This window comes from Pediococcus pentosaceus ATCC 25745 (assembly GCF_000014505.1).
Taxonomy (GTDB): Bacteria; Bacillota; Bacilli; order Lactobacillales; family Lactobacillaceae; genus Pediococcus; species Pediococcus pentosaceus.
In genome coordinates this window covers 1,062,353-1,088,342 of sequence record NC_008525.1, presented here as the reverse complement: position 1 = coordinate 1,088,342, position 25,990 = coordinate 1,062,353, and the positions used below count along the sequence as shown (strand labels likewise).

The 25,990-nt window shown below is 35.8% G+C and carries 26 protein-coding genes and 1 pseudogene; 25 read left to right on the top strand and 2 right to left on the bottom strand.

Annotation, left to right across the window (positions count from 1 at the left end; genetic code table 11):
- The first annotated feature begins 37 nt into the window (after positions 1-37).
- Positions 38-1,801 carry a pyruvate kinase gene (gene pyk / locus PEPE_RS05270; protein ID WP_002833398.1) on the top strand — a complete coding sequence of 588 codons (1,764 nt, stop codon included), beginning with the start codon at positions 38-40 and terminating at the stop codon, positions 1,799-1,801.
- Between the two features lie 183 nt (positions 1,802-1,984).
- Here pyk and PEPE_RS05265 read toward each other — a convergent pair whose 3' ends face one another.
- Positions 1,985-2,350 carry a DUF805 domain-containing protein gene (locus PEPE_RS05265; protein WP_011673485.1) on the bottom strand — a complete coding sequence of 122 codons (366 nt, stop codon included), beginning with the start codon at positions 2,348-2,350 and terminating at the stop codon, positions 1,985-1,987.
- Positions 2,351-2,808: 458 nt separating this feature from the next.
- On the opposite strand from PEPE_RS05265, the gene PEPE_RS05260 reads away from it, so the two are divergent.
- From PEPE_RS05260 to PEPE_RS05180, 17 genes and pseudogenes are all read left to right on the top strand, one after another.
- On the top strand, positions 2,809-3,267 hold the full coding sequence (locus PEPE_RS05260) for a DUF441 domain-containing protein (protein ID WP_011673484.1): 459 nt from the start codon (positions 2,809-2,811) through the stop codon (positions 3,265-3,267).
- Positions 3,268-3,284: 17 nt separating this feature from the next.
- Complete coding sequence (locus tag PEPE_RS05255; protein WP_011673483.1) at positions 3,285-4,151, top strand: CvfB family protein; 867 nt, start codon at positions 3,285-3,287, stop codon at positions 4,149-4,151.
- 2 nt (positions 4,152-4,153) lie between these two features.
- Positions 4,154-5,041, top strand: a complete 888-nt coding sequence (gene xerD / locus PEPE_RS05250) for a site-specific tyrosine recombinase XerD (protein ID WP_011673482.1) — start codon at positions 4,154-4,156, stop codon at positions 5,039-5,041.
- Positions 5,042-5,056: 15 nt separating this feature from the next.
- Positions 5,057-5,416 (top strand): hypothetical protein, encoded by a 360-nt coding sequence (locus PEPE_RS05245; protein WP_002833214.1) that lies wholly within the window; start codon positions 5,057-5,059, stop codon positions 5,414-5,416.
- The gene (locus tag PEPE_RS05240; protein WP_002833213.1) at positions 5,406-6,134 is read left to right on the top strand and encodes a segregation and condensation protein A; all 729 of its coding nucleotides are present in this window, start codon (positions 5,406-5,408) and stop codon (positions 6,132-6,134) included. Before PEPE_RS05245 ends, PEPE_RS05240 begins: the two co-directional genes overlap by 11 nt.
- Positions 6,134-6,724 carry an SMC-Scp complex subunit ScpB gene (gene scpB / locus PEPE_RS05235; protein ID WP_011673481.1) on the top strand — a complete coding sequence of 197 codons (591 nt, stop codon included), beginning with the start codon at positions 6,134-6,136 and terminating at the stop codon, positions 6,722-6,724. The genes PEPE_RS05240 and scpB overlap by 1 nt, the downstream gene beginning before the upstream one ends.
- Positions 6,725-7,450 carry a pseudouridine synthase gene (locus tag PEPE_RS05230; protein WP_002833211.1) on the top strand — a complete coding sequence of 242 codons (726 nt, stop codon included), beginning with the start codon at positions 6,725-6,727 and terminating at the stop codon, positions 7,448-7,450.
- Positions 7,447-8,475, top strand: a complete 1,029-nt coding sequence (locus PEPE_RS05225; RefSeq protein ID WP_011673480.1) for a helix-turn-helix domain-containing protein — start codon at positions 7,447-7,449, stop codon at positions 8,473-8,475. Before PEPE_RS05230 ends, PEPE_RS05225 begins: the two co-directional genes overlap by 4 nt.
- Positions 8,462-9,886 (top strand): RecQ family ATP-dependent DNA helicase, encoded by a 1,425-nt coding sequence (locus tag PEPE_RS05220; protein WP_011673479.1) that lies wholly within the window; start codon positions 8,462-8,464, stop codon positions 9,884-9,886. Before PEPE_RS05225 ends, PEPE_RS05220 begins: the two co-directional genes overlap by 14 nt.
- 72 nt (positions 9,887-9,958) lie before the next feature.
- Positions 9,959-10,636 carry a LysM peptidoglycan-binding domain-containing protein gene (locus PEPE_RS05215; RefSeq protein ID WP_011673478.1) on the top strand — a complete coding sequence of 226 codons (678 nt, stop codon included), beginning with the start codon at positions 9,959-9,961 and terminating at the stop codon, positions 10,634-10,636.
- A 15-nt stretch (positions 10,637-10,651) separates the two neighbouring features.
- Positions 10,652-11,332 (top strand): (d)CMP kinase, encoded by a 681-nt coding sequence (gene cmk / locus PEPE_RS05210; protein ID WP_002833207.1) that lies wholly within the window; start codon positions 10,652-10,654, stop codon positions 11,330-11,332.
- A gap of 75 nt (positions 11,333-11,407) precedes the next feature.
- Positions 11,408-12,616: a 30S ribosomal protein S1 gene (rpsA, locus tag PEPE_RS05205; protein WP_002833206.1), complete on the top strand. Its 1,209-nt coding sequence runs from the start codon at positions 11,408-11,410 to the stop codon at positions 12,614-12,616.
- 139 nt (positions 12,617-12,755) lie between these two features.
- A pseudogene (der, locus tag PEPE_RS05200) lies at positions 12,756-14,063 on the top strand (ribosome biogenesis GTPase Der).
- Positions 14,064-14,234: 171 nt separating this feature from the next.
- Positions 14,235-14,510: an HU family DNA-binding protein gene (locus tag PEPE_RS05195; protein ID WP_002833204.1), complete on the top strand. Its 276-nt coding sequence runs from the start codon at positions 14,235-14,237 to the stop codon at positions 14,508-14,510.
- Between the two features lie 66 nt (positions 14,511-14,576).
- The gene (locus PEPE_RS05190) at positions 14,577-15,845 is read left to right on the top strand and encodes a tetratricopeptide repeat protein (protein ID WP_002833203.1); all 1,269 of its coding nucleotides are present in this window, start codon (positions 14,577-14,579) and stop codon (positions 15,843-15,845) included.
- Between the two features lie 22 nt (positions 15,846-15,867).
- Positions 15,868-16,170: a hypothetical protein gene (locus PEPE_RS05185; RefSeq protein ID WP_011673477.1), complete on the top strand. Its 303-nt coding sequence runs from the start codon at positions 15,868-15,870 to the stop codon at positions 16,168-16,170.
- 185 nt (positions 16,171-16,355) lie between these two features.
- Positions 16,356-16,826 (top strand): nucleoside 2-deoxyribosyltransferase, encoded by a 471-nt coding sequence (locus PEPE_RS05180; RefSeq protein WP_002833201.1) that lies wholly within the window; start codon positions 16,356-16,358, stop codon positions 16,824-16,826.
- A 54-nt stretch (positions 16,827-16,880) separates the two neighbouring features.
- Here the strand turns inward: PEPE_RS05180 and PEPE_RS05175 are convergent, their stop codons facing one another.
- On the bottom strand, positions 16,881-17,765 hold the full coding sequence (locus tag PEPE_RS05175; protein WP_002833200.1) for a YitT family protein: 885 nt from the start codon (positions 17,763-17,765) through the stop codon (positions 16,881-16,883).
- Between the two features lie 253 nt (positions 17,766-18,018).
- Between PEPE_RS05175 and PEPE_RS05170 the strand changes: the two genes are divergently transcribed.
- From PEPE_RS05170 to PEPE_RS05140, 7 genes are all read left to right on the top strand, one after another.
- The gene (locus PEPE_RS05170) at positions 18,019-19,227 is read left to right on the top strand and encodes a CCA tRNA nucleotidyltransferase (protein ID WP_041526969.1); all 1,209 of its coding nucleotides are present in this window, start codon (positions 18,019-18,021) and stop codon (positions 19,225-19,227) included.
- Positions 19,228-19,229: 2 nt separating this feature from the next.
- Positions 19,230-21,107 carry a ribosomal protection-like ABC-F family protein gene (gene abc-f / locus PEPE_RS05165; RefSeq protein WP_011673475.1) on the top strand — a complete coding sequence of 626 codons (1,878 nt, stop codon included), beginning with the start codon at positions 19,230-19,232 and terminating at the stop codon, positions 21,105-21,107.
- Positions 21,108-21,119: 12 nt separating this feature from the next.
- Complete coding sequence (locus PEPE_RS05160) at positions 21,120-22,070, top strand: thymidylate synthase (RefSeq protein WP_011673474.1); 951 nt, start codon at positions 21,120-21,122, stop codon at positions 22,068-22,070.
- A gap of 37 nt (positions 22,071-22,107) precedes the next feature.
- Positions 22,108-22,584, top strand: coding sequence for a dihydrofolate reductase (locus PEPE_RS05155; protein ID WP_099046115.1), 477 nt, complete (start codon positions 22,108-22,110; stop codon positions 22,582-22,584).
- Between the two features lie 121 nt (positions 22,585-22,705).
- Positions 22,706-24,157, top strand: coding sequence for an amino acid ABC transporter substrate-binding protein/permease (locus tag PEPE_RS05150; protein ID WP_011673472.1), 1,452 nt, complete (start codon positions 22,706-22,708; stop codon positions 24,155-24,157).
- The gene (locus PEPE_RS05145; RefSeq protein WP_011673471.1) at positions 24,154-24,891 is read left to right on the top strand and encodes an amino acid ABC transporter ATP-binding protein; all 738 of its coding nucleotides are present in this window, start codon (positions 24,154-24,156) and stop codon (positions 24,889-24,891) included. The genes PEPE_RS05150 and PEPE_RS05145 overlap by 4 nt, the downstream gene beginning before the upstream one ends.
- Positions 24,892-25,127: 236 nt before the next feature.
- Positions 25,128-25,973: a DegV family protein gene (locus PEPE_RS05140; RefSeq protein WP_011673470.1), complete on the top strand. Its 846-nt coding sequence runs from the start codon at positions 25,128-25,130 to the stop codon at positions 25,971-25,973.
- Positions 25,974-25,990: the final 17 nt, after the last annotated feature.

The window sequence follows — 25,990 nt, the reverse complement described above, 5'->3', positions numbered from 1 at the left end:
GTCTTTTATAATTTAAAATCAAGGGAGAGATTCTGTAATGAAGAAAACCAAAATCGTTTCAACACTTGGTCCTGCAAGTACTTCTGTTGACACAATTGTTAAATTAATTGAAGCCGGTGCTAATGTATTCCGCTTTAACTTTTCACATGGTGACCATGAAGAACATCTAGGTCGTTATAACATGGTTAAAGAAGCAGAAAAGATTACTGGCAAGTCAGTAGGTATTTTGCTTGATACAAAGGGTGCTGAAATCCGTACAACTCCACAAAAAGATGGTAACCAAGAATATCACACAAATGATAAGGTTCGCATCTCAATGGATGACACTTTGGAAACAACAAAAGAAAAGATTGCTGTTACATATGATGGACTTTTTGATGACGTTCATGTTGGTGGACACGTTCTTTTTGATGATGGACTTCTTGATTTTAAGATTGACGAAAAAGATGAAGAAAACCGCGAATTAGTTGCTCATGCAACTAACAATGGTGTTCTTGGATCACGTAAGGGTACAAATGCTCCTGGTGTTTCAATTAACTTACCTGGTATTACTGAAAAAGATGCTGATGATATTCGTTTTGGTCTTGAATCAATGAACATCAACTTCATCGCTGCAAGTTTCGTACGTAAGCCACAAGACGTTCTTGAAATTCGTGAATTGTTGGAAGAAAAGAACATGGAAGATGTTCAAATTTTCCCTAAGATCGAATCACAAGAAGGTATTGACAACACAGACGAAATCTTGAAAGTTTCAGATGGTATTATGATTGCTCGTGGTGACATGGGTGTTGAAATTCCAGCTGAAAATGTTCCTTTGGTACAAAAGACATTGATCAAGAAGTGTAATGCAGTTGGTTTGCCTGTTATCACAGCAACTCAAATGCTTGACTCAATGATCGAAAACCCACGTCCAACACGTGCTGAAGCTTCTGACGTTGCTAATGCTGTTTGGGATGGTACAGATGCTACTATGCTTTCTGGTGAAAGTGCTAATGGTGACTACCCTGTTGAAGCTGTTGCTACAATGGCTAAGATTGACGAAAAAGCTGAAAATGCTATGGCTGAAGACGGAAATCTTCAAATCAACACATTTGATCAAAGTGATGTTACAGAAACAATTAGTGCTGCTGTTGCTCGTGCTGCTAAGAACCTTGGTGTTAAGACTATCGTTGCTGCAACACAATCAGGTTACACAGCTCGTATGATTTCTAAGTATCGTCCAGATGCTGACATTCTTGCAATCACATTTGACGAACGTGTTCGTCGCGGTTTGATGGTTAACTGGGGTGTACACCCAATCATCGCTGACCGTCCATCAACAACTGATGAAATGTTTGAACTAGCTGCTAACAAAGCTGTAGATCTTGGTCTTGCTAAAGAAGGAGACTTGATTCTTGTTGTTGCTGGTGTTCCAGTTGGCGAAAGTGGAACAACAAACATCATGAAGTTACAACTAATTGGTTCAAAGCTTGCTTCTGGTCAAGGTGTTGGTGATGAAACAGTTATTGGTAAAGCAGTTGTTGCTACATCAGCTGATGAAGCTAACAAAAAAGCTGTTGAAGGCGGAGTACTTGTTACAAAGACAACTGACAAAGACTATCTACCAGCAATTGAAAAATCAAGTGCTTTAGTAGTTGAAAATGGTGGTTTGACATCACACGCTGCAGTAGTTGGTATTTCAATGGGAATTCCTGTTATTGTTGGTGTACAAAACGCAACTTCAATCCTTTCAGATGATGAATTGATTACAGTTGACTCACGTCGTGGTATTATCTACCATGGTGCATCAAACTCACTATAAAAATTTAATTTAAATTTTTAAAACCTGGAACATTATATGTTCTAGGTTTTTTTGTTTGGCAGAATGAAAGTTGAATTTAGACTGTTAGGGTTCTAGATTTAACTAAAAAGGGATACTACTAAAGTAATGAAATTAGTAGTATCCCTTTTTAGTTAAAACAAATTATAAATTCAATTATGGATCTTAACTCCAACGATTTTCCTTAGAAGGCAAGATCATTAAAATAAAGAACCAGATTGTACCGATTAGTGGGATGATTTCAATTAAAATCCACCAGCCACTTCGATCGGTGTCATGTAAACGTCTTACTTTAAGTGTCCACATACCCAGCCAAACGATGAATGCAATGATTTTAGAAACTAGATTAATATTCAAATCACTTAGATTGTAGATGTCTTCAATAGGATGACCAGTAATAGATTGGATAATTGCGATGATGATTACACCTAAAATATAATTGATAATAACTGGCCACCAGTAGTCGGGACGATTGGCAGTACCTGAAAAATTGGTGATATTATGCCAGAATTTTTTATATGATTCAACCATCAATATGTCACCTCCAATGCAATAAACAGCTTTTAAAGACTTCAGTATTTAGTCATAATGTAGTTTTTATTACATTTTAGTATAGCAAAGGTAGTCAAAATGTCTAATAAAGTGAATGTTTAATAATATAATTGGCAAAGATAATGCTGAATTTAGAAATAATCCTACTTGGGATTTATTGTTTGATTAAGAAGGGTATATTAGGTTAATGCTATGGGAATAAGAAATTAGAAGCGAGGAAACCTCTAGAAATATGTTAAAATGTAGAATGAATAAAAATTGAGAAGCATTGTGCTTCTGCGAAGGGCTGTCCGTCGTTTTTGACGGTCAGTTTTTTAATTACTAATTGGAAGATAATTAATTGTAGTGTTGGTCCTTAAGGAACCCTGATATATTGATGTCGGTTCTATGGACTAATGTACATATATTATGTAAACTAGAAATTGGAGTGGAATTTAATGGAGAGTTGGCTATTTTTGATTGGAATCTTTATTGTGGCGTTATTAGGCAAAAATCAATCATTAATTATCGCTAGTATTGTAGTACTATTTTTAAAATTAATACCGTACTCAGATAAAATTTTTCCTTTATTAAATAAACAAGGAATAAACTGGGGGGTTACGATTATTTCAATTACCATTTTAGTTCCAATAGCAACTGGGAAGATTGGTTTTATGGATTTAGTTAATTCATTTAAATCACCGGTGGGCTGGATAGCAGTAGCTTGTGGCATCTTGGTCTCACTATTGTCGTACCAAGGAGTAGGCTTCTTATCAGCTAGTCCAGAAGTGACAGTTGCTTTAGTAATGGGAACTATCATTGGGGTAGTGTTTATGAATGGCATTGCAGCTGGACCAATCATTGCGTCAGGAATTGCGTATTTGATTATTCAACTTTTACAAATTCAAATTAAATAAAAATGGGTGAAATAAATATGGATACACTATTAGGAAAAGTCGAAAAAGGTAAAGTTATTGATGAAAATGATGATTATTATTTTGTTCAATTGTCAGATGGAAATGCCTATCGACTTGATAAAAAAGAAATTAAAAAACCACTGAAGAAGGGTAGTTTCTTTACTGGATTTACTTATGAAAATGCAGATCATGACCGCCAAATAACACGTGAGACGCCACGAGCAACTGCTGGTAAATATGGTTGGGGAACGGTTGTTAAAACGCGTAAAGATTTAGGAGTCTTCGTTGACATTGGTTTACCTAATAAAGATATTGTTATTTCGTTAGATGAATTACCAACAGAAACAAGTATCTGGCCGCATACTAATGATCGTATTTTAGTTTGTCTGTCTGTAGACAAAAAGGAAAGAATGTGGGCACATCCAGCTGACTATGATGTTTTTAAGGCAATTTCTGCTCGAGCAGATAAAACAATGATTAATAAAAATGTTAATGCAACGGCTTTCCGGTTAAAGATGGCTGGTTCTTTGGTATTGACTGATAACTTTTTGTTAGGATTTATCCATGCTTCCGAACGAGATCGAGAACCACGATTGGGCGAACAATTAAATGCACGGGTAATCGGGGTTCATCCAGATGGAACGTTAAATTTATCATTAAAACCTAGGAATTATGAGGCTCTAGGTGATGATGCAGCAATGGTTTTAGCCATGCTACAACATACCCGAGACCAAACGCTACCATTTAATGATCATAGCAAACCAGATGCGATTAAAGAACGTTTTGGTATTAGTAAAGGACGTTTCAAAATGGCATTGGGACATTTGCTTAAGGCTGGTGTAATCCAACAAACTGAAGATGGGATTGTTTTAAAGGAGAAATAGTCATGAATGATTTAATCAATGACTATTTACATTCTCTTAAAGTAGAGCGAGGCTTATCTGATAATACAATTATTAGTTACCGCCAAGAATTACGTCACTTGAATGACTATTTGACTAAAGAAAAAATTACAGATATAAAAAAAATTGATCGGTATGCAATCTTAGATTATTTAGATGAGCTCAAGAAAACTGGTAGGGCAAGAAGTTCTTCAATTCATACCATTTCAAGTTTAAGAAAGTTTTTTAAGTACTTATTGATTGTGGATAAGATTGATGTTGATCCCATGGTTAATATTGATCCACCTAAAAGAGCTCACCATTTGCCTTCAGTACTAACGACAGCGGAAGTAGAAAAGCTGTTGCAGGTTCCAAATACAAATGAACCACTTGGAATGCGGGATCGAACTATTCTAGAAGTTATGTATGCAACAGGATTACGAGTTAGTGAGTTAATTACATTGAATTTAAACGAACTCCATCTGGAGATGGGACTAATTGAAACGATTGGGAAAGGGAATAAAAAACGAATCATTCCAATCGGTGACGTGGCGATTAAATGGCTTAATCGATATATTAATGGACCGCGTAGAATTTTATTGGGTGATAAAAAGTACAATGAAATCTTCTTAAACCAACATGGACATCCATTAACAAGACAAGGGATTTGGAAGAATCTTAAAGCTCAGGTTAAAAAAGCTGGAATTGAAAAAAATATTACTCCCCATACCCTTCGGCATTCTTTTGCGACCCATTTGTTAGAGAATGGAGCAGATCTCAGGATTGTCCAGGAGTTATTAGGTCATGCTGATATTTCAACGACTCAAATTTACACGCATATTACGCAGCAAAGGTTGGTTGATGTATATGACAAATATCATCCACGAGCCTAAAGATAAAGGAGCAACATGTTAGTAAAATATTCGGATTCAAAAAGACAAATTGCGATGGGATTATTGTCGACTGTTCAAGCATTTAATTCAATTGATGTAGTACAGTTGGTCTTAGAGCGGTTTACTAAAGGAAATCGACAGATTTATTTAGAGCGAAAAGATGGAACTTATATTGGAATCGTAATGATTATCTTAGAAGAAGAGTGTCTTGTAGTTGATCGCATGGCTTTTATTGCAAACGAGGAAACAGTATTCAACGAAAATGAAATTTTAAGATCATTAACTTCTATCTATCCAGACCGGCGTTTAATGGGGTCGTTAAAAACTAGCGCAATGATTGAAAGATTCGAAATGGGGCAGGTAAATGAAAGCTGAAAATTATACCCTACCAAACGTTAAGCTAGCTGAATTTGAGGGACCGCTAGATTTATTATTACATTTGATACGAAAATCACAGATGAGTATTTATGATATAAAAATATCAGAAATTACTGCCCAATATTTACAATACTTACATTCACAAGAATCGCTAGTGTTAAATATTGCTGGAGAGTATCTAGTGATGGCTGCAAAATTAACTGAAATCAAAGGAAAATTACTACTACCACATGATGAAGAAGTGATTGAGGAAGAAGATCCACGTAATGACTTAGTTGATCAACTTTTAGTTTATCAAATGTTTAAGGAAGCTTCGGAAGGCCTAAAATCACTTGAAAAAGAACGACAGACCTCGTTTACACGCCCAGAAATGGAAATTCCTCCTAATGAAGCTAATCGCTTAGCTCCGGGCGTTAAAATAAGTGACTTACAATTCGCACTTCAGAAGGTTTTAGCGCGCCAAGCGCTCCTAGAACCCACTTATAGAACCGTTAAAGCAGAAGAAGTCACTCTTGAAGAACGAATGTCAGAAATCAAAAAACGTATTTTTGATTTAAAGCAATGCTGTTTTGAAGATTTATTTATTGGACATTTTAGCCGAGAAACATTAGTAACAACCTTTATGGCAATTTTAGAACTAGCTAAAAATCATCAAATCTTACTTGAACAGCCAGCAAGAAAACAATCAATTTTAATTAAGTTAGGTGAAGTTTAATGAATAATGAGCAGAAAGTAGAAGCCCTACTTTTTGTAGCAGGGGCTGAAGGAATTTCAGTTGAAGAACTATCTAATTTCACGGGTTATGCTAAGCCTGCTATACTAACGATGCTAGATAATCTTGAAAAAAATTACGAAGTTAATTCTAAAACTGCTTTGAAGCTAATCCAAACTGGTGGTACTTACAAACTAGTTACTAAACCTGAGTTAGCATCGATTTTAGAAAAGTATTTTGATCGAAATAGTCGCTCAGGACTATCGCCTGCAGCATTAGAAATATTGTCAATTGTGGCTTATCGTCAACCCATAACACGGATTGAAATTGACCAAATTCGCGGTGTTCAAAGTGGCACGACTTTACAGAACTTAGTACTTAGAAATCTAGTGAAAGTAGTTGGTAGACTTGAAGAGCCTGGAAGACCCAAAACGTATGGTACAACAGATGAGTTTTTAGATTATTTTGGTTTAGAGGATATTAAAGATTTACCTAAACTTGAAAAAGTTGGAGAAGATTCAGAATTAGACGATAGCGATTTATTTTTACAAGAGTTTGAATCAAAAATGAATTTAAATAATAAGGAGAAATAAATGGAAGAAGAAAGATTACAAAAAGTAATGGCTGAAGCAGGAGTTGCTTCAAGACGAAAGTCAGAAAAATTAATTACTGAAGGCCATGTACGTGTTAATGGTAAGGTGATTAAACAGCTAGGTACAAAAGTAACTGCCCACGATAAGATTGAAGTTGATGGTGTTCCTCTTCAACGAGAAAAGATGGTTTATTTCCTATTAAATAAACCTCGAGGGGTTATTACATCCGTTAGTGATGATAAAAAGCGTAAAACGGTCATGGACTTTTTCCCTGACGTAGTTGAACGTATTTATCCAGTGGGGCGTCTAGACTATGATACTTCAGGTGCCGTTTTAATGACCAATGATGGAACTTTAGCAAATGGTTTAACTCACCCCAAATTTAAGTTTGAAAAAACATATACCGCAAAAGTTAAAGGAATTGTTAATAGTTTAGATTTAAAGAAGCTAGAAAATGGATTGGTAATTGATCATAAAAAAACAGCTAAAGCTAAAGCACACTTAATTAGCACGGATGATGAAAAGAAAACTTCGATTGTGAGCCTCACTATCCACGAAGGGCGTAATCATCAAGTTAAAAATATGTTTATGGCAGTTGGTCACCCAGTCCAAAAATTACGCCGTGATAGTTACTCATTTTTAAATATTGATGGAGTGCAATCTGGAAAATGGCGTGCTTTGAAGGTTAATGAAATTAGTCGTCTAAAACGTCAAATTGAAAAATGATTCCAGAAGATGTTTTAGCTTTTTTTGATCTTAAGCAGGGGCGCCGTCCGAAGGCAATTTTGAATGTATTGGTTGGTAAAATGACGGTTTCGGCCTTATTTTGGGGCTTAGAATACGATATTTTGGAGTACCTAAATTTCTGGAAAACAATTGATACAACCTCTTTTCTAGAAAATGTTGACCGAGCTGTTGAAGGTGGTTTTTTAGCCAAAAAGGATGAGTTGATTTATTTGACGGAGGCAGGACAACAAAAGCAATTCAGTTGTACGACTCCTACGCCTTTTATTAAAAAAGTTCGGCTCGATGAGGCAATTGATTTGTTGCTATTAGCTAACCAGGTAATTTCCGAATTTAGTTTTAAAAACAACCGTTATATCCCAGTCAGTGATAATCTTCGAATTAATGTGATCTTAAAGAATTGGTTTAAGCAACTTAAGTCAAGAAACCATCATACGACAGACATTGTTCAAAAATATACGCAGGGTTTAGATGAACTTTTAAGTCAATTACAACAGCACGATGCAGACATCTTGCTTAGTTATCTCCCCAATCATGTTGATCCGGGGTGGACTATTGATCAACTAGCTCAGGCATTTGGAATCAGCAAATTTCAAATGGAACTTAAAATTAGGTTGATTTTTAGCAAGATTATTAGTGATGCTGTTTTAACAAAAATAGCACCGTTTGTTGATTTATTAAATTCAACCATTAAAGAAAATGTTATGCCAGATAGCACTTATCAAACGTGGCAATTAATTCGACAAGGTAAAACGGTGGACGAAGTTGCACGTTTGAAACATGTTAAAACTAATACCGTGAAGGAACACATCTTGATGGCAGCAATTTTGGATTCTAATTTTCCATTTGATAAGTTTGTTAGATTTAATTTTGAGATTGGGAAGCATCCTACAGAAGTTGACTTTAGAAGTATCCAAAGCCAAATTGCAGATATTACATTTTTTGATTTTAGGCTAATCCAAATCAGAAAAATTAAGGAACAACAGAATAATAATGGTAACAGATAAAAAAATTTATCAAGTCTTACATGAGAAATTTAATTTTACTGAGTTTAAAACGGGTCAGTTAGAAATTTTACATAAACTTTTTGACCATCACCATACATTGGCGATTTTACCAACAGGAGCTGGAAAAACCTTAATTTATCAAATGTATGGTTTTTTAAATGAGGGCTCCGTTATTGTGGTTTCGCCTTTATTATCCTTGATTAAAGACCAAATCAACCGGTTAAGATTAAGTGGGGAACGTCGTATAGCAGAGATAACTTCTCAAATAGATTTTATGGAGCAAAAGCAAATCCTTAACAATTTAGAAAGATATAAATTTATTTTTATATCACCTGAGGGATTGCAGCGACCTGATGTTCAAGCAGCGATGCAACGAATAGAGATCGACTTATTTGTAGTTGATGAAGCTCATTGTATCGTTCAATGGGGGAAGTCGTTTCGTCCAGACTACTTAAAAATTGGTCGGATACGAACGCAATTAAACAACCCCCTAACATTGATGTTAACGGCCACAGCTGGAAAAACAACCCGTGAAGAAATCGTTAGGTACCTTAATTTGAAAAAAGGTGAGGTTGAAGAATATATTAGTTCTGTCGATCGCTCCAATATCTATCTTGATTTTTTAGAAGTCGAAAGTAGAAGTGACAAAGATGAAAAACTTTTAGATTTACTTGATGAGTTACCAGGGGCAGGAATAATCTACTTTTCAAGTCGCAAAGTTGCTAGCCAAGTTAGCGAAATGATTAATAATAATCTTACTCTTACTTCGGCTCCATATCATGCAGGGATGACAGACTATGACCGTTTTCAAGTTCAAAAACAGTTTCAACAAGATCAAGTCAATGTGATTTGTGCTACCAGTGCGTTTGGAATGGGTATTGATAAAGCTAATATCAGATATGTAATTCACTATCATTTGCCCGGAGACATTGAAAGTTATGTCCAAGAGATCGGTCGTGCTGGTCGCGATGGTCAACAGAGTATTGCTATTATGTTGTATGCGGCTGGCGACGAGGTAATTCCTTCAATTTTAAATGATATTGAAATTCCTTCTGAAGCAATCCTTACTGAAAATCTTGAACGCAGTGGTATAGATGAAGAGCAGCAAGAATTAATTAAATATTATCAAGAAAATGGGCTAACCCCTCACGAATTAACAGAGTTATTTAAAAGACAACAATTACAAAATGAACAGCAAATCTTAAGAATGTTAAAACTCATTCGAACGGAGAATTGTCATCGTCAATATTTGCTACAATATTTTGATGAGGGCTTCAAAAAACACCATGATTTATGTTGTGGTTCAATCAATACTTTCGAAGAATTAAAGTTAGAAGCTAATTTAACAACTAAAAAAATGCAAATTGAACCTTGGAAATCAAGATTAAATAAAATTTTTGCAGGAATATAGCGTAATTTTCGTGGTCATTCAAATTGAATTATTGTAAAATACAATTTATTGGTATGTAGTAGGAGGATAAACATGAACGAGAAAAATGATGAGAACTTAAAGGATGAGCAAACACCGGAGAATTCAGATCAAAAACCAAGTAGTGAAGAATCAAGCGCTGATCAACAGGCAGGCGCCGAGGAGTCTGCCACTACTGGAGGACGGGGAGAATTCCATAAAAATAAAAAGAAATCTAAGAATTTTGCTGGATCATTAATTTGGGTGATTGTTATTTTAGCTATCGCGTCGCTAGCTTATTACATGACACAAAAACAAGATTTTCAACAGAAGACGGCGAATACAACAACTACACAGGTAGCTAAATCTAGTAGTGATAAAAAGAAATCAAGTAAATCAAAGGCTTCTAAAGAAGAGGATGACAAATCTTCGTCTCTCGCTAAACCTGAATCAGAGTCCAAGGCTAAAGTTAAGTCTGAATCAGAATCTAAAGCTGTAGCAGCTAGTGAAGATGCAAATTCGGCTAGTGAAGCCTCTTCTGAGGTAACCAGTGAGAGTTCAAGCGTAGAACAAAGTGACGCCACAAGTAGCTCTAGTACCGATGGCAACGCATCTTATGCAACTGTTCAATCTGGGCAAGGTATGTATCGGGTTGCTGTTAACAATGGTATCTCGGTTCAAAAATTAATGGAATTAAATGGTTTAACAAGTAGTTCAGATATTGAACCAGGACAACAACTTAGAGTAAGGTAGGTTATTAGTGTATTCATGAATAATAAATATCAAATTGCAATTGATGGTCCGGCATCAGCTGGAAAAAGTACAGTTGCAAAAATTGTTGCAAAGGATTTGCAATATGTTTATTGTGATACGGGAGCAATGTATCGAGTGGTAACCCTTAAGGCCATTCAAAATGGTATTGACCTTAACGATGAAACAAAAATTAGTGAAATGCTTAATGATACGGATATTCGCTTCGAACCAGGTGAGCCAGTTCAAAAGGTCTTTCTGGATGGGAATGAAGTTACGGAAGATATTCGCCAAGCCAACGTTACGAACTCTGTGTCAACCATTGCTGCTCAAAAAGCAGTTCGAGAAGTTTTAACTAACTGGCAGCGTGATCTTGCTAAGAATGGTGGCATTGTAATGGATGGGCGCGATATTGGTTCAGCTGTTTTACCAAATGCAGAAGTTAAAATCTTCTTAATTGCCAGTGTCCAAGAACGTGCCGAACGTCGTTATAAAGAAAACATAGCTAAGGGTATGGAAACTGATTTAGAGCAACTTAAAAAAGAAATTGAAATTAGAGACCATAAAGACTCAACTAGAAAGATTTCACCATTGACAAAAGCCAGTGATGCAATCGAGGTTGATACAACTTCAATGTCAATTCAAGACGTTGTAAATGAAATATTACGTATTGTAGAAAATGCATCCAAGAGAAAGTAGCAACAATTACTAGCAATTGGAGCAGTTTTTCGATATTATATATGTATAAGTGCTGTAAAAGGGGGATTTATTCGGATGGCCGAAAATGATGTTAATCAAAACAGTGATTTACTCAACGCAATTAATAGCGTTGAAGAAGTAAAAGTTGGTGATGTAGTTACCGGTGAAGTATTGGATATTGATGACGATCGTCAAGTGATCGTAGGTATTCAAGGTGCTGGTGTGGAGGGTGTTGTTCCTTTACGTGAGCTATCAACTCAACATATCGATAATATTAGTGATGAAGTAAAAATTGGTGATGAACTAGAACTTGTTGTTATCTCAAGAATCGGTGATGACAAGGAAGGTGGAAGTTACCTTCTTTCACGTAAACGTTTGTTAGCTCGTAAAGTATGGAAAGAAATTGAAGAAAAAGCTGCTAATAATGAAGAACTTGATGTCCCTGTAACACAAGTTGTTAAAGGTGGTTTGGTTGTAGATGCTGGTGTACGTGGATTTATTCCAGCTTCAATGATCGAAAATCGTTTTGTTGATGATTTGAATGCTTACAAGGGTCAAACTCTTAAAGTTAAGATTATTGAAGTTAAGCCAGAAGACAACCGTTTAATCCTTTCACACAAAGCTGTATTAAACGCTGAACGTGAAGCTAAACGCGGTGAAGTACTTGCCTCAATTAAAGAAGGCGATGTTGTAACTGGTAAAGTAGCTCGTTTAACAAACTTTGGTGCATTTGTTGACCTTGGTGGAATTGATGGACTTGTTCATATTTCTGAAATTTCATACCAACGTGTTGACAAACCTTCTGACGTGCTTAAAGCCGGTGAAGAAGTGCAAGTTAAAGTTCTTTCTGTTGATGCAGAAAAAGAACGTGTTTCACTTTCAATCAAACAAACACAACCAGGACCTTGGGACAATATCGAAGAAAATGCTCCAGAAGGTGCTGTATTAGACGGTAAAGTAAAACGTCTAACAGATTTCGGGGCATTCGTTGAAGTATTCCCTGGCGTAGAAGGTTTAGTTCATATTTCACAAATCTCTCACAAGCACATTGCAACTCCTGCTGACGTTCTTAAAGAAGGACAAGACATTAAGGTTAAAGTTCTTGAAGTACATCCAGCAGAACACCGTCTTGCTTTGTCAATTAAAGCTTTAGAAGAAGCTCCAAAGAACGAAAAGAAAACGGAAGCTCCTGCAGCAGACTTTAGTAAAGATATGCCTGAAGAAGCAACTGGATTCACTCTTGGAGACATTATTGGTAAGAGCTTAGACGATTCAGAAAAATAAATTATAAGTGTTAGGATTAATAATTTAACATTTTTCCCATGCTAGATTATACCTATCGACTCAGTTAGAGAGGCCTTGGCGGAGAATGATAGTCTGTCCAAGACCTTTTTAATTTGTAAGGAAAGGGGGCTAATTCAATATGAGTAACCCAACCGTAGCAATAGTTGGCCGGCCAAATGTCGGTAAATCAACTATTTTTAATAGAATTGCTGGAGAACGTATTTCAATTGTTGAAGATACTCCAGGTGTAACACGAGATCGTATTTATACTCATAGTGAATGGTTAGGACATAAATTTAATTTGATCGATACTGGTGGTATCCAGATTGGTGATGAACCATTCCTAGAAGAAATTAAGGATCAAGCTGAATTAGCTATTGATGAAGCAGATGTTATTGTATTTCTTGTGAGTGTACGTGAGGGAGTTAGTGATGCTGATGAAGCTGTTGCTAAAATTCTCTATAAAGCTGATAAACCCGTCATTTTAGCCGTCAATAAAGTAGATAATCCCGAATTAAGACAAGATATTTATGACTTTTACAGCTTAGGTTTCGGAGAACCGTTTCCACTTTCAGGAAGTCACGGATTAGGGCTTGGAGATTTACTTGATGAAGTAATTTCTAAATTCCCAGAAGATAAAAATGAAGAAGAGGACGACGCCATTCGCTTTAGTTTGATTGGTCGCCCTAATGTTGGTAAATCATCATTAGTTAACGCCATTTTAGGTGAACAACGGGTGATTGTCTCGGATATTGCTGGGACAACACGTGATGCAATTGATACGCGTTTCACTAATAATGAAGATGAATATGTGATGGTAGATACCGCTGGGATGCGTAAAAAAGGTAAGGTATATGAAATACCGAACGCTACAGTGTAATGCGTGCTATGAAAGCCATTGACAATAGTAATGTTGTTTTAGTCGTGCTGAACGCCGAAGAAGGCATCAGAGAGCAAGATAAGCGTATTGCTGGATATGCGCATGAAGCTGGCCGTGGTATCATAATCGTGGTTAATAAATGGGATACCCCTTAAGAAAGATAACCATAGCTTATCTAACTTTGAACAGGCTATCCGTTCAGAATTTGCTTACTTAAGTTACGCTCCAATCATTTTTGTATCAGCAGTTACTAAACAACGGCTCTCACAGCTTCCAGAATTAATTAAGCGAGTAGATACCAACCATCGTCGTCGTATCCAGTCTTCTTCCTTGAATGACGTGTTAATGGATGCGATTGCCGTTAATCCAACTCCAAGTGATAATGGAAAACGTTTGAGGGTTTATTACGGCACGCAGGTCAGCACTGAACCACCTACCTTTGTTGTTTTTGTAAATGATCCTGATTTGATGCATTTCTCATACGAACGCTTCTTAGAGAATAAAATCCGTGAAGCGTTTGACTTTGAGGGAACACCCGTTCATTTGATAGAACGTAGACGTAAATAGCTAAGATTGTATTATAAGAACTCTCTAAAATATGAAAAAGCTTGTCACGTCGGTGTTTGTATGATATATTTCAAGTTGAAATAATATCAGAGTATTGTTTCAACATTTTTGATCCTTTCAGAAATGACAAAACATTTCGTTTTGATAAATAATTTTCAGGAGGTGAAATACATGGCAAACAAAGCAGAATTAGTTGATAACGTTGCTAAAGTAACAGGTTTAACTAAAAAGGATGCAACCGCAGCAGTAGACGCTGTATTTAGCTCAATTCAAGATGACTTGAAGAAGGGTGAAAAAGTTCAATTAATCGGTTTTGGTACTTTCGAAGTACGTAATCGTGCAGCTCGTAAGGGCCGTAACCCACAAACTGGTAAAGAAATCGAAATCGCAGCAAGTAAAGTTCCTGCATTCAAGCCTGGTAAGGCTTTGAAGGACGCTGTTAAATAAGCGGTTTTCTGAACTTTAGTCAGCATAGCTCTGTTATGCTGGCTTTTTGTTTGCCTGTAAAAATTTATGGATAATAATGAGTCATATTCACAAAAAACATTAGCAGCACTTGAATCGGGGCAGATTGAAGAATCGAACCGTCTATACAGCTGGGCTCTTCGAAAAGATGACAATGAAACGCTATATAATTTAGCTGGAGAATTATTTGCATTAGGATTTGATGGAAAAGCACTTCGTATATACGAAAAATTGATCGAAGAATATCCTAATGATGATGAACTGTTAGTCTTGGCGGCTGAAATTTTAATTGATCAAGGTAAAAATGATGCAGCTTTAGAAAATTTAGATCAAATTTCGCCTGACTCTGAGTTTTATGTATCATCATTAATGGTTCAAGCTGATTTATATCAAACCGAAGAGTTGTATGAGGTTTCCGAGAGAAAGTTAGTTGAAGCAATTAAACTAGCCCCAGAGGAGCCCGCTATCCAATTAGCCTTAGGTGAGCTGTATTATACAACGCAAGACTACTCAAAGGCTGTAAACTACTATCTGGGGTTAATTAAAAGTGGGATCAGTGAAATGTCCCAAATTAATATTGTTGAACGGTTAGCGGTCTCTTATGCCGCTTATGGAAAGTTTGAAAAAGCGATTGCCTACTTTGAACAAATTCATGAAGAAGATTTGACACCAGATATTTTGATGCAAGAAGGAATTACTTATCTTCAGTTAGATGAAAATGAGAGAGCACAAGCAACTCTTGAAAAAGTAATTGAATTGGATCCTTCTTATAGCAGTGCTTACCCATATTTAATTAATTCTTATCAAAAAGATGAGCAATGGGATAAAGGATTGATTGCTGCCCAAGAGGGCTTGGCGGTCGATCAATACAATCCTGAGTTGTACCTTCAAGCAGCAGAAATGGCTGAGCATGCTTTAGATAATGAATTGGTGGAAAAATACCTGCGTAAGGCAATTGAATTAGCACCTGAAAATACAGAAGGTATGATTCGCATTACCGATTTTTATAATCGAATTGGAAAATATGATGAAACTTTACGTTTCGCTAGTGACGATATAACTGATGCTCAATTAAATTGGAATTTAGCTTTAGCATATTGGAAGACAGATGATTTTAAAAAGGCTGCTAGTCACTTTGATGCAGCATTGAGTGATTTAAAAGATACAACTGCCTTTTTATTGGATCTTTACCATTTTCTTAGGGAGAGTGGACAGTTGGAACACGCTGTCGATATCGCACGTAAATACGTAAAATTAGCACCAACCGATGTCGATATGCAGGATGAATTAGAACAGCTGGAGGAACAAGGTTATTAATAATTTAAATGATAAATTCAAAGTGAAAAGTTGGGCGCCTAAGTTCAATAAAAAAATGGTTGAAGTGATGCGTAAAAATCAATTTAAATCTGATAATTCAGAGGATTTTAATGGCTTCAAACAAATTGATTTTAACCAACAACAAGACTTAATGAAGAATGAAATCTCTAAAAAATATGAAATTAAAGTGGTTACTAGTTTTAATGAGCGTACAATTTTTAGCGTAATTGGACGTAACGAACATAATGAATTTTTTTATGCAATTGATAAAAATGTTCAAAATGAAGTTTCCGTTGAAAAGCTAAGAGTTTTATTCGATAAATAATAAAAACAGATTCCGTCAAGCGCGGAATCTGTTTTTTAATATAGATTTTTGTTCAATTAGTTCTTGATTATCTTAATAAACGAACATTAATAATAAATTCAGTTGCTAATTAACCAGTTTTTAACTAAAAAGTGAAAAAATATGGTATAGTTATATACACATAATTGAAGGAGTGAGTAAAAAGCATGGGAAACTCAGTATATTTAGCAGGGCCTTTCTTTAGTGATTTACAAATTGAAAGAGTACGTAAGGTTGAAGAACTTTTAAAGAAAAATTCTACAATTGATTCAAAAAGAATTTTTGTACCAATGGATAATCAATATGATACTAAGGAATTTGGTTCATTTGAATGGCAAGTGGGAGTCTTTGAAACCGATGTGCGTCAACTTCGCAAAGCCGATATTGTTGTAGCAATCTTAGATTATACTAAAAACGGTGAAGAAATCATTTCAGATCCTGGAACAGTATTTGAGATCGGTACTGCCTTTGAACATGGTAATCCCGTAGCACTTGTTCAATTTGATGATTCTGACAAAATTAATTTGATGCTTGCTAGAAGTCACACTGCTTTCTTTAATGGTGAAAGTATTAAGGACTTGGCAACTTATGATTTTAATTTGTTAAAGCCGGTATATTCTGATTTAACAGTATTCTAAAGCTAATTAAAAAACATCAGTCATGTATTTAAGTTTATACATAACTGATGTTTTTTAATTAGGGATATTTCGATTTTTAGCACTGGGCGAATCGTAGGTAAAACCTTCACCAATGGCTTCATGGACATCAATAATAGAAGTAAACGCCTGAGGATCAATTCGTCCAATGATACGTTTAGCAACGTTTAATTCGTTAGGTCCAATTACGCAATAAACCATTTCACGCTCTGTTTTAGAATAGGCACCAGACATATGAATATAGCTTGCCCCGCGCTCTAACTCGTCCATTAAGGCATCAGCAATCTCTTGGTTTTTGCTACTGACAATTAGTAAACCATGAGCAGCATAGGCTCCCACCTGTGTAAGAGAAACTAGACGAGAAAATACATAAGCTGCTAGTAGAGTATACATCATATGAAGGACATCGATGTAGCAAAGAGAAATGGTTAATACGACGGCATCTAAAGCGAAAAGAGTATGACCCATGGCAATTCCACGCCGTTTCTCGAGAATGCGAGCTACAACGTCGGTTCCACCGGTTGTACCACCGAAACGGTAAACGATCCCGCTACCAAAACCACCAGCGATTCCGGCCAGGATTCCGGCGATAAACATATCATGATGAATATCGAGACTGATGGGTACTCGTTGCCAAACGTATAACCAAAACGAGAGCGCAAACGTCCCAAAAATTGTGTAGATTAAAGATCTTTTTCCCAGAAAACGGTAACCTATGAAAATTAATGGGATATTAATTAAAATTGTTGAGAGTGCAGGATCAATTCCTAATAAAGCTCGTAAAATTAAGGTGACCCCTGTAATTCCACCTTCAGCTAGATTATTAGGGATATTGACTACAGCCAACCCTAAACCATACAGACAACAACCTAAGGCAATCATCACAAAATCTAAAAATCGGATTGATTCATCTTTTTGCATAATAGACCTCCTACGTAGAAACTGAAGTACTTGCAAATATCATACCATAGAGCGGAGCAGGCTTTTCAAAAAAATCATACGCTGGTAGAATTATTAAGACGATGTTAGAGTATGTGCAAAATTTTTATACTTAATTCGGTAATTAGTTAAAAGATAGTACCTTTACTTAAATCGGATTGATGCGCATACTAAGTTAAAGAATTTATTATTTAAGGTGTTACGAGAAAGTAATTCCTTTGAAACGGATGTGGAAATGGTGCAGATAGAAAAAATGCCCCAAGAATTTGAGGACGCCCGTGCAGTCCTACAAAAAATCGAAGATGCAGGTTTTGATGCTTTTTTTGTTGGGGGAAGTGTTCGTGATACATTATTAAATAAGCCAATTCATGATGTTGATATTGCATCAAGCGCATACCCCGCCGAAATTAAACATATTTTTAAGAAAACTGTTGATACAGGAATCGAACATGGTACGGTAATGGTGATTCATGATGGCGAAGGTTACGAGGTCACGACTTTTAGAACCGAAAGTGGCTACCAGGATTTTCGCCGTCCAGATCAGGTTACTTTTGTACGCTCTTTAAAAGAAGATTTAATGCGCCGTGATTTTACAATTAACGCATTTGCTTTAAAAGAAGATCGAACGGTAATTGACATTTTTGATGGTTTAAGTGATCTAGAACATAAAATTATTCGTGCGGTAGGAGATCCACACGAACGTTTTCATGAAGATGCCTTAAGAATGATGCGAGCAGTACGGTTTGCAAGCCAACTAGATTTCAAAATTGAAGCAAAGACGCTGAAGGCAATCGAAGAAAATAATATGCTTTTAGGTAAAATCTCAGTCGAAAGAATCTTAGTTGAATTTGAAAAAATGATGTTGGGTAGCAAACCTAATCGTGGACTAGAAGACATGCTGACAACTAAATTGAATGAATATTGCCCGGGATTTAAGGACCGTTCTAAAGAACTAGACCAGCTTACAAAATATCCCTTGAAACTTCTAGAAAATCCTGAACAAGTTTGGACTATGATTGCTTGGAGTTTAAAATTAACTCCTCAAGAAGTAATGCCTTTCTTGAAACAATGGAAGACATCTAACGATTTGATCAAAAATGTCAGTGCGACTTTACAAGTATTAAGCATGGATAAAAATGATCAAAACGAACGTTTAGCGCTGTTCAACGCAGGGGAAGCTAATGTAGTTAACGCCATTCGGGTGGCCCAAATTCTGGGGATGAATCGTGAGGCTTGGCTAGATACTTACCAAAACCTTCAAATTAAAGATACACATGAAATGGCAATTACTGGTAAAGAGCTAATTCAAAAGGGAATAATTAAGCCTGGACCTCAGATGGGACAAGTTTTAAACCGGTTAAAATTAATGGTTATTAATGATGAACTGAAAAACGAGTCCTTAGCGCTTTTGAATGCAGTAAATAAGTTACAGAAAGATGATTAAATATGAAAATACTAAAAGGTAAGAATCTAACCAAAACTTACGGTGAAAAGAAGCTGTTTAACTCGATTAATTTTGTAATCAATGAACACGATCGAGTTGGACTAATTGGAACTAATGGATCAGGAAAAACGAATTTACTTAATGCCGTTTCGAATCTTGATCCCGCTGATTCAGGAACAATTGAAACACCAAACGATTACCGTATTGCATATCTTAAACAAAGTGAAGAAATTAGTCAGTTTGAAACGGTACGTGAATTTATTTACAGCGGGGATCAACATGTATTTCAAGTAATTAAACACTACGAAGAAATCTTAGAACAATATACTAATAATCCAACTTCATCAACGCTATTTGAAAAATTTACTAAACTTGAAAATGAAATGAATCAACTGGATGCTTGGAATACGGAAAGCAATATTAAAACCATTTTGACGCAATTACATGTTGATATGCTAGATGAATCTATCCATCATCTTTCGGGTGGACAAGTTAAGCGAATCGCTTTAGCACAGGCATTGTTAGAACCAGCAGATTTATTGATTTTAGATGAACCTACTAACCATTTAGATTTTGATTCAATTGAGTGGCTGGAAAAATACCTTGCTGATTATAAAGGCGCATTACTATTGGTTACCCATGATCGATATTTCTTAGATCGAGTTACCAATCGAATTTGGGAATTAAGTTACGGAGACCTTTTTGAGTACGTCGGTAACTATGAAAAATATGTTGAACAAAAAGCGGTTCGTGATGAGCAAAACGAAGCTAGTAAACAAAAAGAGTACAAACTATATAAGCAAGAACTTGAATGGATGAAACGTGGACCCAAAGCACGTGGAACTAAACAACAAGCGCGAATTAACCATTTTGAAAAGTTAGACCAAGCTGTACATGCGCCTAAAGAGGTTGATCAAGACCTTGAGATTGGTCTAACACAACAAAGATTGGGCAAAAAAGTAATTGAAATCAATGACTTAGATTTAGAAGTTGGCGACCATCAAATTATGAAGGATTTTTCTAAGTTAATTCAGGCGGGTGACCGAATCGGAATAACAGGAGCCAACGGCGCAGGTAAATCTTCATTTTTGAATGCGATTGCGGGAGTATTGCCTATTCAGGGTGGGAAAATTGAAATTGGCGAAACTGTTAAAATTGGGTATTATACTCAAAAAATTGAACCCATACCAGAAGATAAACGGGTAATTAATTACCTAAAAGAAGTTGGACAAGAAGTAATCAATAAAGATGGTGAAAAAATTAGTGTCACTAGTCTTTTAGAACAATTCTTATTTCCAAGTTTTTTACATGGTAGTTTAATTAAAAAGCTATCTGGTGGTGAAAAACGGCGTCTATTTTTAATTAAGATTTTAATGGAACAACCTAATGTACTATTGTTAGATGAACCCACTAATGACTTGGATATTGCTACTTTAACTGTTTTAGAGAGTTATTTAAAAACCTTCAAAGGTACAGTCCTTACCGTGTCCCATGATCGGTATTTCTTAGATAAAGTTAGTGACCAATTACTAATATTTGATGGAAATGCTAAAGTTGAAAAATATACGGGCTCGATCAGTGACTATTTAAAACAAAACGTAGTACAATCAAGTAAAATTAAAAGTACTCCTAAGTCAGTTGAACAAGTTGAAGCTCCTAAAAAGAAAAAAAGGACGTATTCAGAAGAAAAAGAATGGCAGACAATTGAAACTGAAATCGAAAAGTTAGAACAAAAGTCCACATCTGTGGAGGAACAAATGAGCGAATGTGCTGCTGATTACGGAAAATTAGCAGAATTGCAAAAAGAATTAAATGAAATTTCGGACCAATTAGAAGAAAAAATGGCAAGATGGGAATACTTAGAAAGTTTCGAAGAATAGGGGAAATTTAATATGCTTGAAGAACAATACCTTAATTTGGAAAGATATGTTTTGGAAAATGGGCATCTCAAAGGAGACCGTACCCAAACTGGTACCCTAAGTACTTTTGGATATCAAATGCGTTTTGATTTAAGTGAAGGTTTTCCATTACTAACGACCAAGAGAGTCCCTTTTGGTTTGATTAAGAGTGAGTTACTCTGGTTTTTAAAAGGCGATACCAATATTAGATATTTACTTCAACATAATAATCATATTTGGGATGAATGGGCTTTTAAAAAGTGGGTTGAAAGTGATGAATATCAGGGACCAGACATGACCGATTTTGGTCACCGCTCACTGACTGATCCTGAATTCAATGAACTCTATAAAATTGAAAAACAACGTTTTACAGAACAAATTTTGGAAGATGATACATTTTCTGCTAAATATGGTGATCTTGGAAATGTTTACGGTAGCCAATGGCGAGCATGGAAGACTAGTACTGGTGAGACTATCGATCAAATTTCAAATGTTATTGATATGATTAAGAATAATCCTAACTCAAGAAGAATGATCGTTTCGGCTTGGAATCCTGAAGATGTGCCAACCTCAGCATTACCTCCGTGTCATTCACTATTTCAATTTTATGTGGCTGATGGGAAACTTAGCTGTCAACTGTATCAACGCAGTGGCGATATTTTCTTAGGAATTCCTTTCAATATTGCTAGCTATGCCTTGCTTACAGAATTAATTGCGAAAGCGACTGGTTTAGAAGTGGGAGAATTTATCCATACCATCGGTGATGCTCACATTTATTCTAATCATCTGGATCAGGTTAAAGAACAATTAGAACGTACTCCACGTCCGGCTCCTAAATTGAAATTTAAACAAGTGCATGACAGTATCTTTGACTATGAACCAGGAGATATTGTGGTTGAAGGATATGATCCTCATCCAACCATTAAAGCACCGGTAGCAGTTTAATTTTAAGTCAATTTAGGAGGAATTAAATTTGATTTCAATGATTTGGGCCGAAGATTTGCGTCATGGAATTGGCAAGCAGCAATCTATTCCGTGGCATATTCCAGGTGATATGGCTTTTTTTAAGAAAACCACTAGTGGGAACACCGTAGTTATGGGTCGTAAAACTTTTGATTCAATTGGAAAAGCGTTGCCTAACCGAAAAAATATTGTTTTAAGTCATCATCCAACCTCATTGCCAGATTCTGTAGTTGGCGTGGGTTCATTAAGTGAGCTTCAGGCGATTTTTGAAACCCATCCTAATGAAAAATTTTATATTATTGGAGGAAGTCATTTATACAATGCCTTGTTATCACAAGCTGATGAACTTCTGATAACTAGAATCCAAAAAGATTATCAATGTGAGGTTTTAGCACCTGATATCACCCAAAATGAATTTAAATTGGCTAGCTCAGTTGAACATGAATCAACCGAAAGAAATCCTGCATATACTTTTGAAACATGGATTAGAATTTAATAAACGTTAAAACCTCATTTATTGAGGTTTTTTATTTATCCTCCTTTTCAAAATTAAAATTATATGATATATTTAATCTAATTTTTAATGTTAGGTTATCTAACATAAGTAGGAGGGCATCATGGCAAAGATTAAAAAAACTTTATTGAGCATAGTTTTTAGCATTGTAATTTTATTTGGGTGGTCAGTTTTTAATTCGAATAACGTCAATGCGGATGAGAAAGTGTACGAGATTGGAACTGATGTTACATTTCCACCGTTTGAATTTGCTAATGATCAAAATCAGTACGTAGGGATTGATATGGATATCATTAGGACGATTGCTAAAAACGAAGGTTTTAAAGTAAAGATTAAGCCAGTTGGTTTCAATGCAGCGGTTCAAGCGCTTGATGCCGGGCAATTGGATGGAGTTATTGCTGGAACAACGATTACTGATGAACGTAAACAGAAGATGGATTTTTCGGCCCCATACTTTAAAACTGGGGTGGTGATGGCTGTAGGACAAAACTCATCCATCAAAAATTTCCAAGATTTAAAGGGCAAGCGAGTTGCTATCAAAACTGGTACAGCTGCTGGAGACTATGCTAAAAGTATTCAGAAAAAGTATGGATTCAAAACGGTTACTTTTGATGATTCTAATAACGTCTATAACGACGTGACGACTGGAAATTCAGTGGCATGTTTTGAAGATCAGCCGGTTATGCAATACGCTATTAAAACTGGGGCAAAACTTAAGATCGTTACTAAACCAGCCAATGGCGGTGCTTATGGATTTTCTGTTAAAAAAGGACATAACCAAGAACTATTAAAGAAATTTGATGCGGGTTTAAAGAAAATTAAAAGCAATGGACAGTATAAAAAGATTGTAGCTAAATATTTAGGAGCTTCTGCTGTTGCTTCACAAAAAGCTCATAAAACACAAAATACATTTATTAGTTTATGGAAACAAAATCAAGGCGCATTACTTGGTGGATTAGAACAAACGGTTATTTTAACAGTATTATCAATTTTCTTTGCTACCATTTTTGGGATATTCTTCGGAATGTTAGGGGTTGTCCCAAATAAATTTGCTAATGGAGTTTCGACTACTGTAATTTATATTTTCCGTGGACTTCCTTTGTTAGTTTTAGCCTTATTTATCTATACGGGGGTGCCTAATTTGGTAGGTGAAAAAATTCCAGCATTTGTTGCCGGAATTATTACCTTAACCTTAAATGAAGGAGCTTATACTGCCGCTTTTGTAAAAGGTGGTATTGAAGCAGTAGATGGTGGACAAATGGAAGCAGCACGTTCACTGGGATTACCATATGGAAAGGCGATGCGAAGAGTTATTTTACCGCAAGGATTGAAAATTATGGTTCCATCTTTTATTAATCAATTTATTATTACTCTGAAAGATACTTCGATTCTTTCAATTATTGGAATACTTGAATTAACACAGACAGGTAAGATAATTATTGCACGTAATCTAGAAGGATTTAAAATTTGGACCATGGTAGCACTAATTTACTTGGTCATCATCACATTACTAACGTGGCTTTCAAAATGGGTTGAACGGAGGATGAAGGGATGAGTACAAAAATAGAAGTACAGAACTTAAAAAAATCTTACGGCAGTAACGAGGTTCTGAAAGGATTAGATTTGATCGTCAAAGATAATGAAGTGGTTGTTATGATTGGTCCGTCGGGCTCGGGTAAAAGTACTTTTCTACGTACGCTAAATAAGTTAGAAGAACCGACCGCTGGAAAAATCATTATCGATGGGCATGATTTGAAGGATCCACGGGTTAATATGAATCAGGTTCGTGAAAAAATTGGAATGGTATTTCAACACTTTAATCTATTTAATAATTTGACCGTAGGCGAAAATGTGATGTTGTCGCCGGTTGAATTAGGGAAGATGAGTAAAGCGGATGCCGAGCTTGAGGCACGTGAATTGCTAAAAGAAGTGGGTTTAGAAGATAAATTTAATGCTAAACCCCAATCTCTTTCGGGGGGTCAAAAACAGCGAGTGGCCATTGCAAGAACTCTAGCGATGAAACCAGATATGATTTTATTTGATGAACCGACTTCGGCCCTAGATCCTGAAATGGTTGGAGATGTGTTAGCAGTAATGAAAAAACTAGCTAAGGCAGGGATGACCATGATTGTTGTAACGCATGAAATGGGCTTTGCTAAAGAAGTTGCTGATCGTGTGATTTTTATGGCGGATGGTCATATCATGGAAGAAGGAAAGCCGGAAGAAATTTTTGGTAACCCTCAAAACGAACGGACACAAGAATTTTTAAACAAAATTTTAAACGTTTAATCAATAAAAGGGCTTGAAGTAAAAATAATATTTAATGAGGTTAAATATTATTTTTATCAAGGCTCTTTTTAAATACAAAAATTTTTTGCGGAAAAGTTTGTTTATAGAACAAAAATTTAGAATAGATTGTTATAATTAAAATTGTAAATATGTACGGGGATTCTATAAATGTATATGAAACACGCTTCATGTGAATAGAACTCGGAATAACTATGTAACAAGGAAAGAGTGAAAATATGAGTCAAATTAAAATTGTCACAGATTCATCATGTGGCGTTACTGATGAAGAAATTAAAAAATATGATATTTCAATTGTCCCATTAAGTGTAATGATTGATGATACAGTTTATGTCGAAGGTGAAACCATTACTAATGAAGAATTTATTCATAAAATGGCATCATCTAAGTCACTACCAAAGACTAGCCAACCACCATTAGGTAAATTTGTTGAAATGTTTGATAAATTAGGTGAAGATGGTAGCCAAATCATCAGCTTTAATATGTTAGAGGCAATCAGTGGTACGGTACATACTGCCGAACAAGCTGCTCAACTTAGTAAAGCAGATGTGACTGTGATTGATAGCCAATTCACGGATCGCGCCTTAGCTTTTCAAGTTTTAGAAGCAGCTAAGATGGCTAAAGAAGGTGCCAGCAAAGACGAAATTATCCAGCGAGCAGAATATATCCGAGATCATACCAAACTTTACTTAAGCGTTGTTAACTTGGAAAATTTAGTTAAAGGCGGTCGTCTAAGTAAGATTGGCGGAATGCTGGGAGGTTTACTAAATATTAAGTTATTACTTGAGGTAAAAAATGGTAAACTTGATGTAGCCGGCAAGGTTCGCGGGATGAAAGCCATGAAGAAACTTTGGTCAGATATTTATACTGAAATGCAAGGTAGTGGCAAAATCAAAGGGGTAGGAATTTCACATGTAGAAGCCTTTGATATGGTAGAAGATATGAAGAAACATGTTGGTGAATTTTTCCCAGTTAATGATATTGTTGTACGAGAGACTGTTCCAATTATTGCAACTCATACAGGTATGGGTGCGTTTTGTATCTTATATTACAGTGAAGATTAAAAAGTAGGGCTTAGATC

Coding starts and splice junctions, on each gene's coding strand:
- PEPE_RS05170 (WP_041526969.1), top strand. CDS start 18,019: ATGGTGCAGATAGAAAAAATGCCCCAAGAATTTGAGGACGCCCGTGCA.
- PEPE_RS05265 (WP_011673485.1), bottom strand. CDS start 2,350: ATGGTTGAATCATATAAAAAATTCTGGCATAATATCACCAATTTTTCA.
- PEPE_RS05240 (WP_002833213.1), top strand. CDS start 5,406: ATGAAAGCTGAAAATTATACCCTACCAAACGTTAAGCTAGCTGAATTT.
- xerD (WP_011673482.1), top strand. CDS start 4,154: ATGAATGATTTAATCAATGACTATTTACATTCTCTTAAAGTAGAGCGA.
- PEPE_RS05255 (WP_011673483.1), top strand. CDS start 3,285: ATGGATACACTATTAGGAAAAGTCGAAAAAGGTAAAGTTATTGATGAA.
- PEPE_RS05160 (WP_011673474.1), top strand. CDS start 21,120: ATGCTTGAAGAACAATACCTTAATTTGGAAAGATATGTTTTGGAAAAT.
- PEPE_RS05145 (WP_011673471.1), top strand. CDS start 24,154: ATGAGTACAAAAATAGAAGTACAGAACTTAAAAAAATCTTACGGCAGT.
- PEPE_RS05175 (WP_002833200.1), bottom strand. CDS start 17,765: ATGCAAAAAGATGAATCAATCCGATTTTTAGATTTTGTGATGATTGCC.
- PEPE_RS05260 (WP_011673484.1), top strand. CDS start 2,809: ATGGAGAGTTGGCTATTTTTGATTGGAATCTTTATTGTGGCGTTATTA.
- PEPE_RS05245 (WP_002833214.1), top strand. CDS start 5,057: ATGTTAGTAAAATATTCGGATTCAAAAAGACAAATTGCGATGGGATTA.
- rpsA (WP_002833206.1), top strand. CDS start 11,408: ATGGCCGAAAATGATGTTAATCAAAACAGTGATTTACTCAACGCAATT.
- PEPE_RS05155 (WP_099046115.1), top strand. CDS start 22,108: ATGATTTGGGCCGAAGATTTGCGTCATGGAATTGGCAAGCAGCAATCT.
- PEPE_RS05190 (WP_002833203.1), top strand. CDS start 14,577: ATGGATAATAATGAGTCATATTCACAAAAAACATTAGCAGCACTTGAA.
- pyk (WP_002833398.1), top strand. CDS start 38: ATGAAGAAAACCAAAATCGTTTCAACACTTGGTCCTGCAAGTACTTCT.
- PEPE_RS05180 (WP_002833201.1), top strand. CDS start 16,356: ATGGGAAACTCAGTATATTTAGCAGGGCCTTTCTTTAGTGATTTACAA.
- abc-f (WP_011673475.1), top strand. CDS start 19,230: ATGAAAATACTAAAAGGTAAGAATCTAACCAAAACTTACGGTGAAAAG.
- PEPE_RS05215 (WP_011673478.1), top strand. CDS start 9,959: ATGAACGAGAAAAATGATGAGAACTTAAAGGATGAGCAAACACCGGAG.
- PEPE_RS05140 (WP_011673470.1), top strand. CDS start 25,128: ATGAGTCAAATTAAAATTGTCACAGATTCATCATGTGGCGTTACTGAT.
- PEPE_RS05195 (WP_002833204.1), top strand. CDS start 14,235: ATGGCAAACAAAGCAGAATTAGTTGATAACGTTGCTAAAGTAACAGGT.
- PEPE_RS05230 (WP_002833211.1), top strand. CDS start 6,725: ATGGAAGAAGAAAGATTACAAAAAGTAATGGCTGAAGCAGGAGTTGCT.
- PEPE_RS05220 (WP_011673479.1), top strand. CDS start 8,462: ATGGTAACAGATAAAAAAATTTATCAAGTCTTACATGAGAAATTTAAT.
- PEPE_RS05150 (WP_011673472.1), top strand. CDS start 22,706: ATGGCAAAGATTAAAAAAACTTTATTGAGCATAGTTTTTAGCATTGTA.
- cmk (WP_002833207.1), top strand. CDS start 10,652: ATGAATAATAAATATCAAATTGCAATTGATGGTCCGGCATCAGCTGGA.
- scpB (WP_011673481.1), top strand. CDS start 6,134: ATGAATAATGAGCAGAAAGTAGAAGCCCTACTTTTTGTAGCAGGGGCT.
- PEPE_RS05225 (WP_011673480.1), top strand. CDS start 7,447: ATGATTCCAGAAGATGTTTTAGCTTTTTTTGATCTTAAGCAGGGGCGC.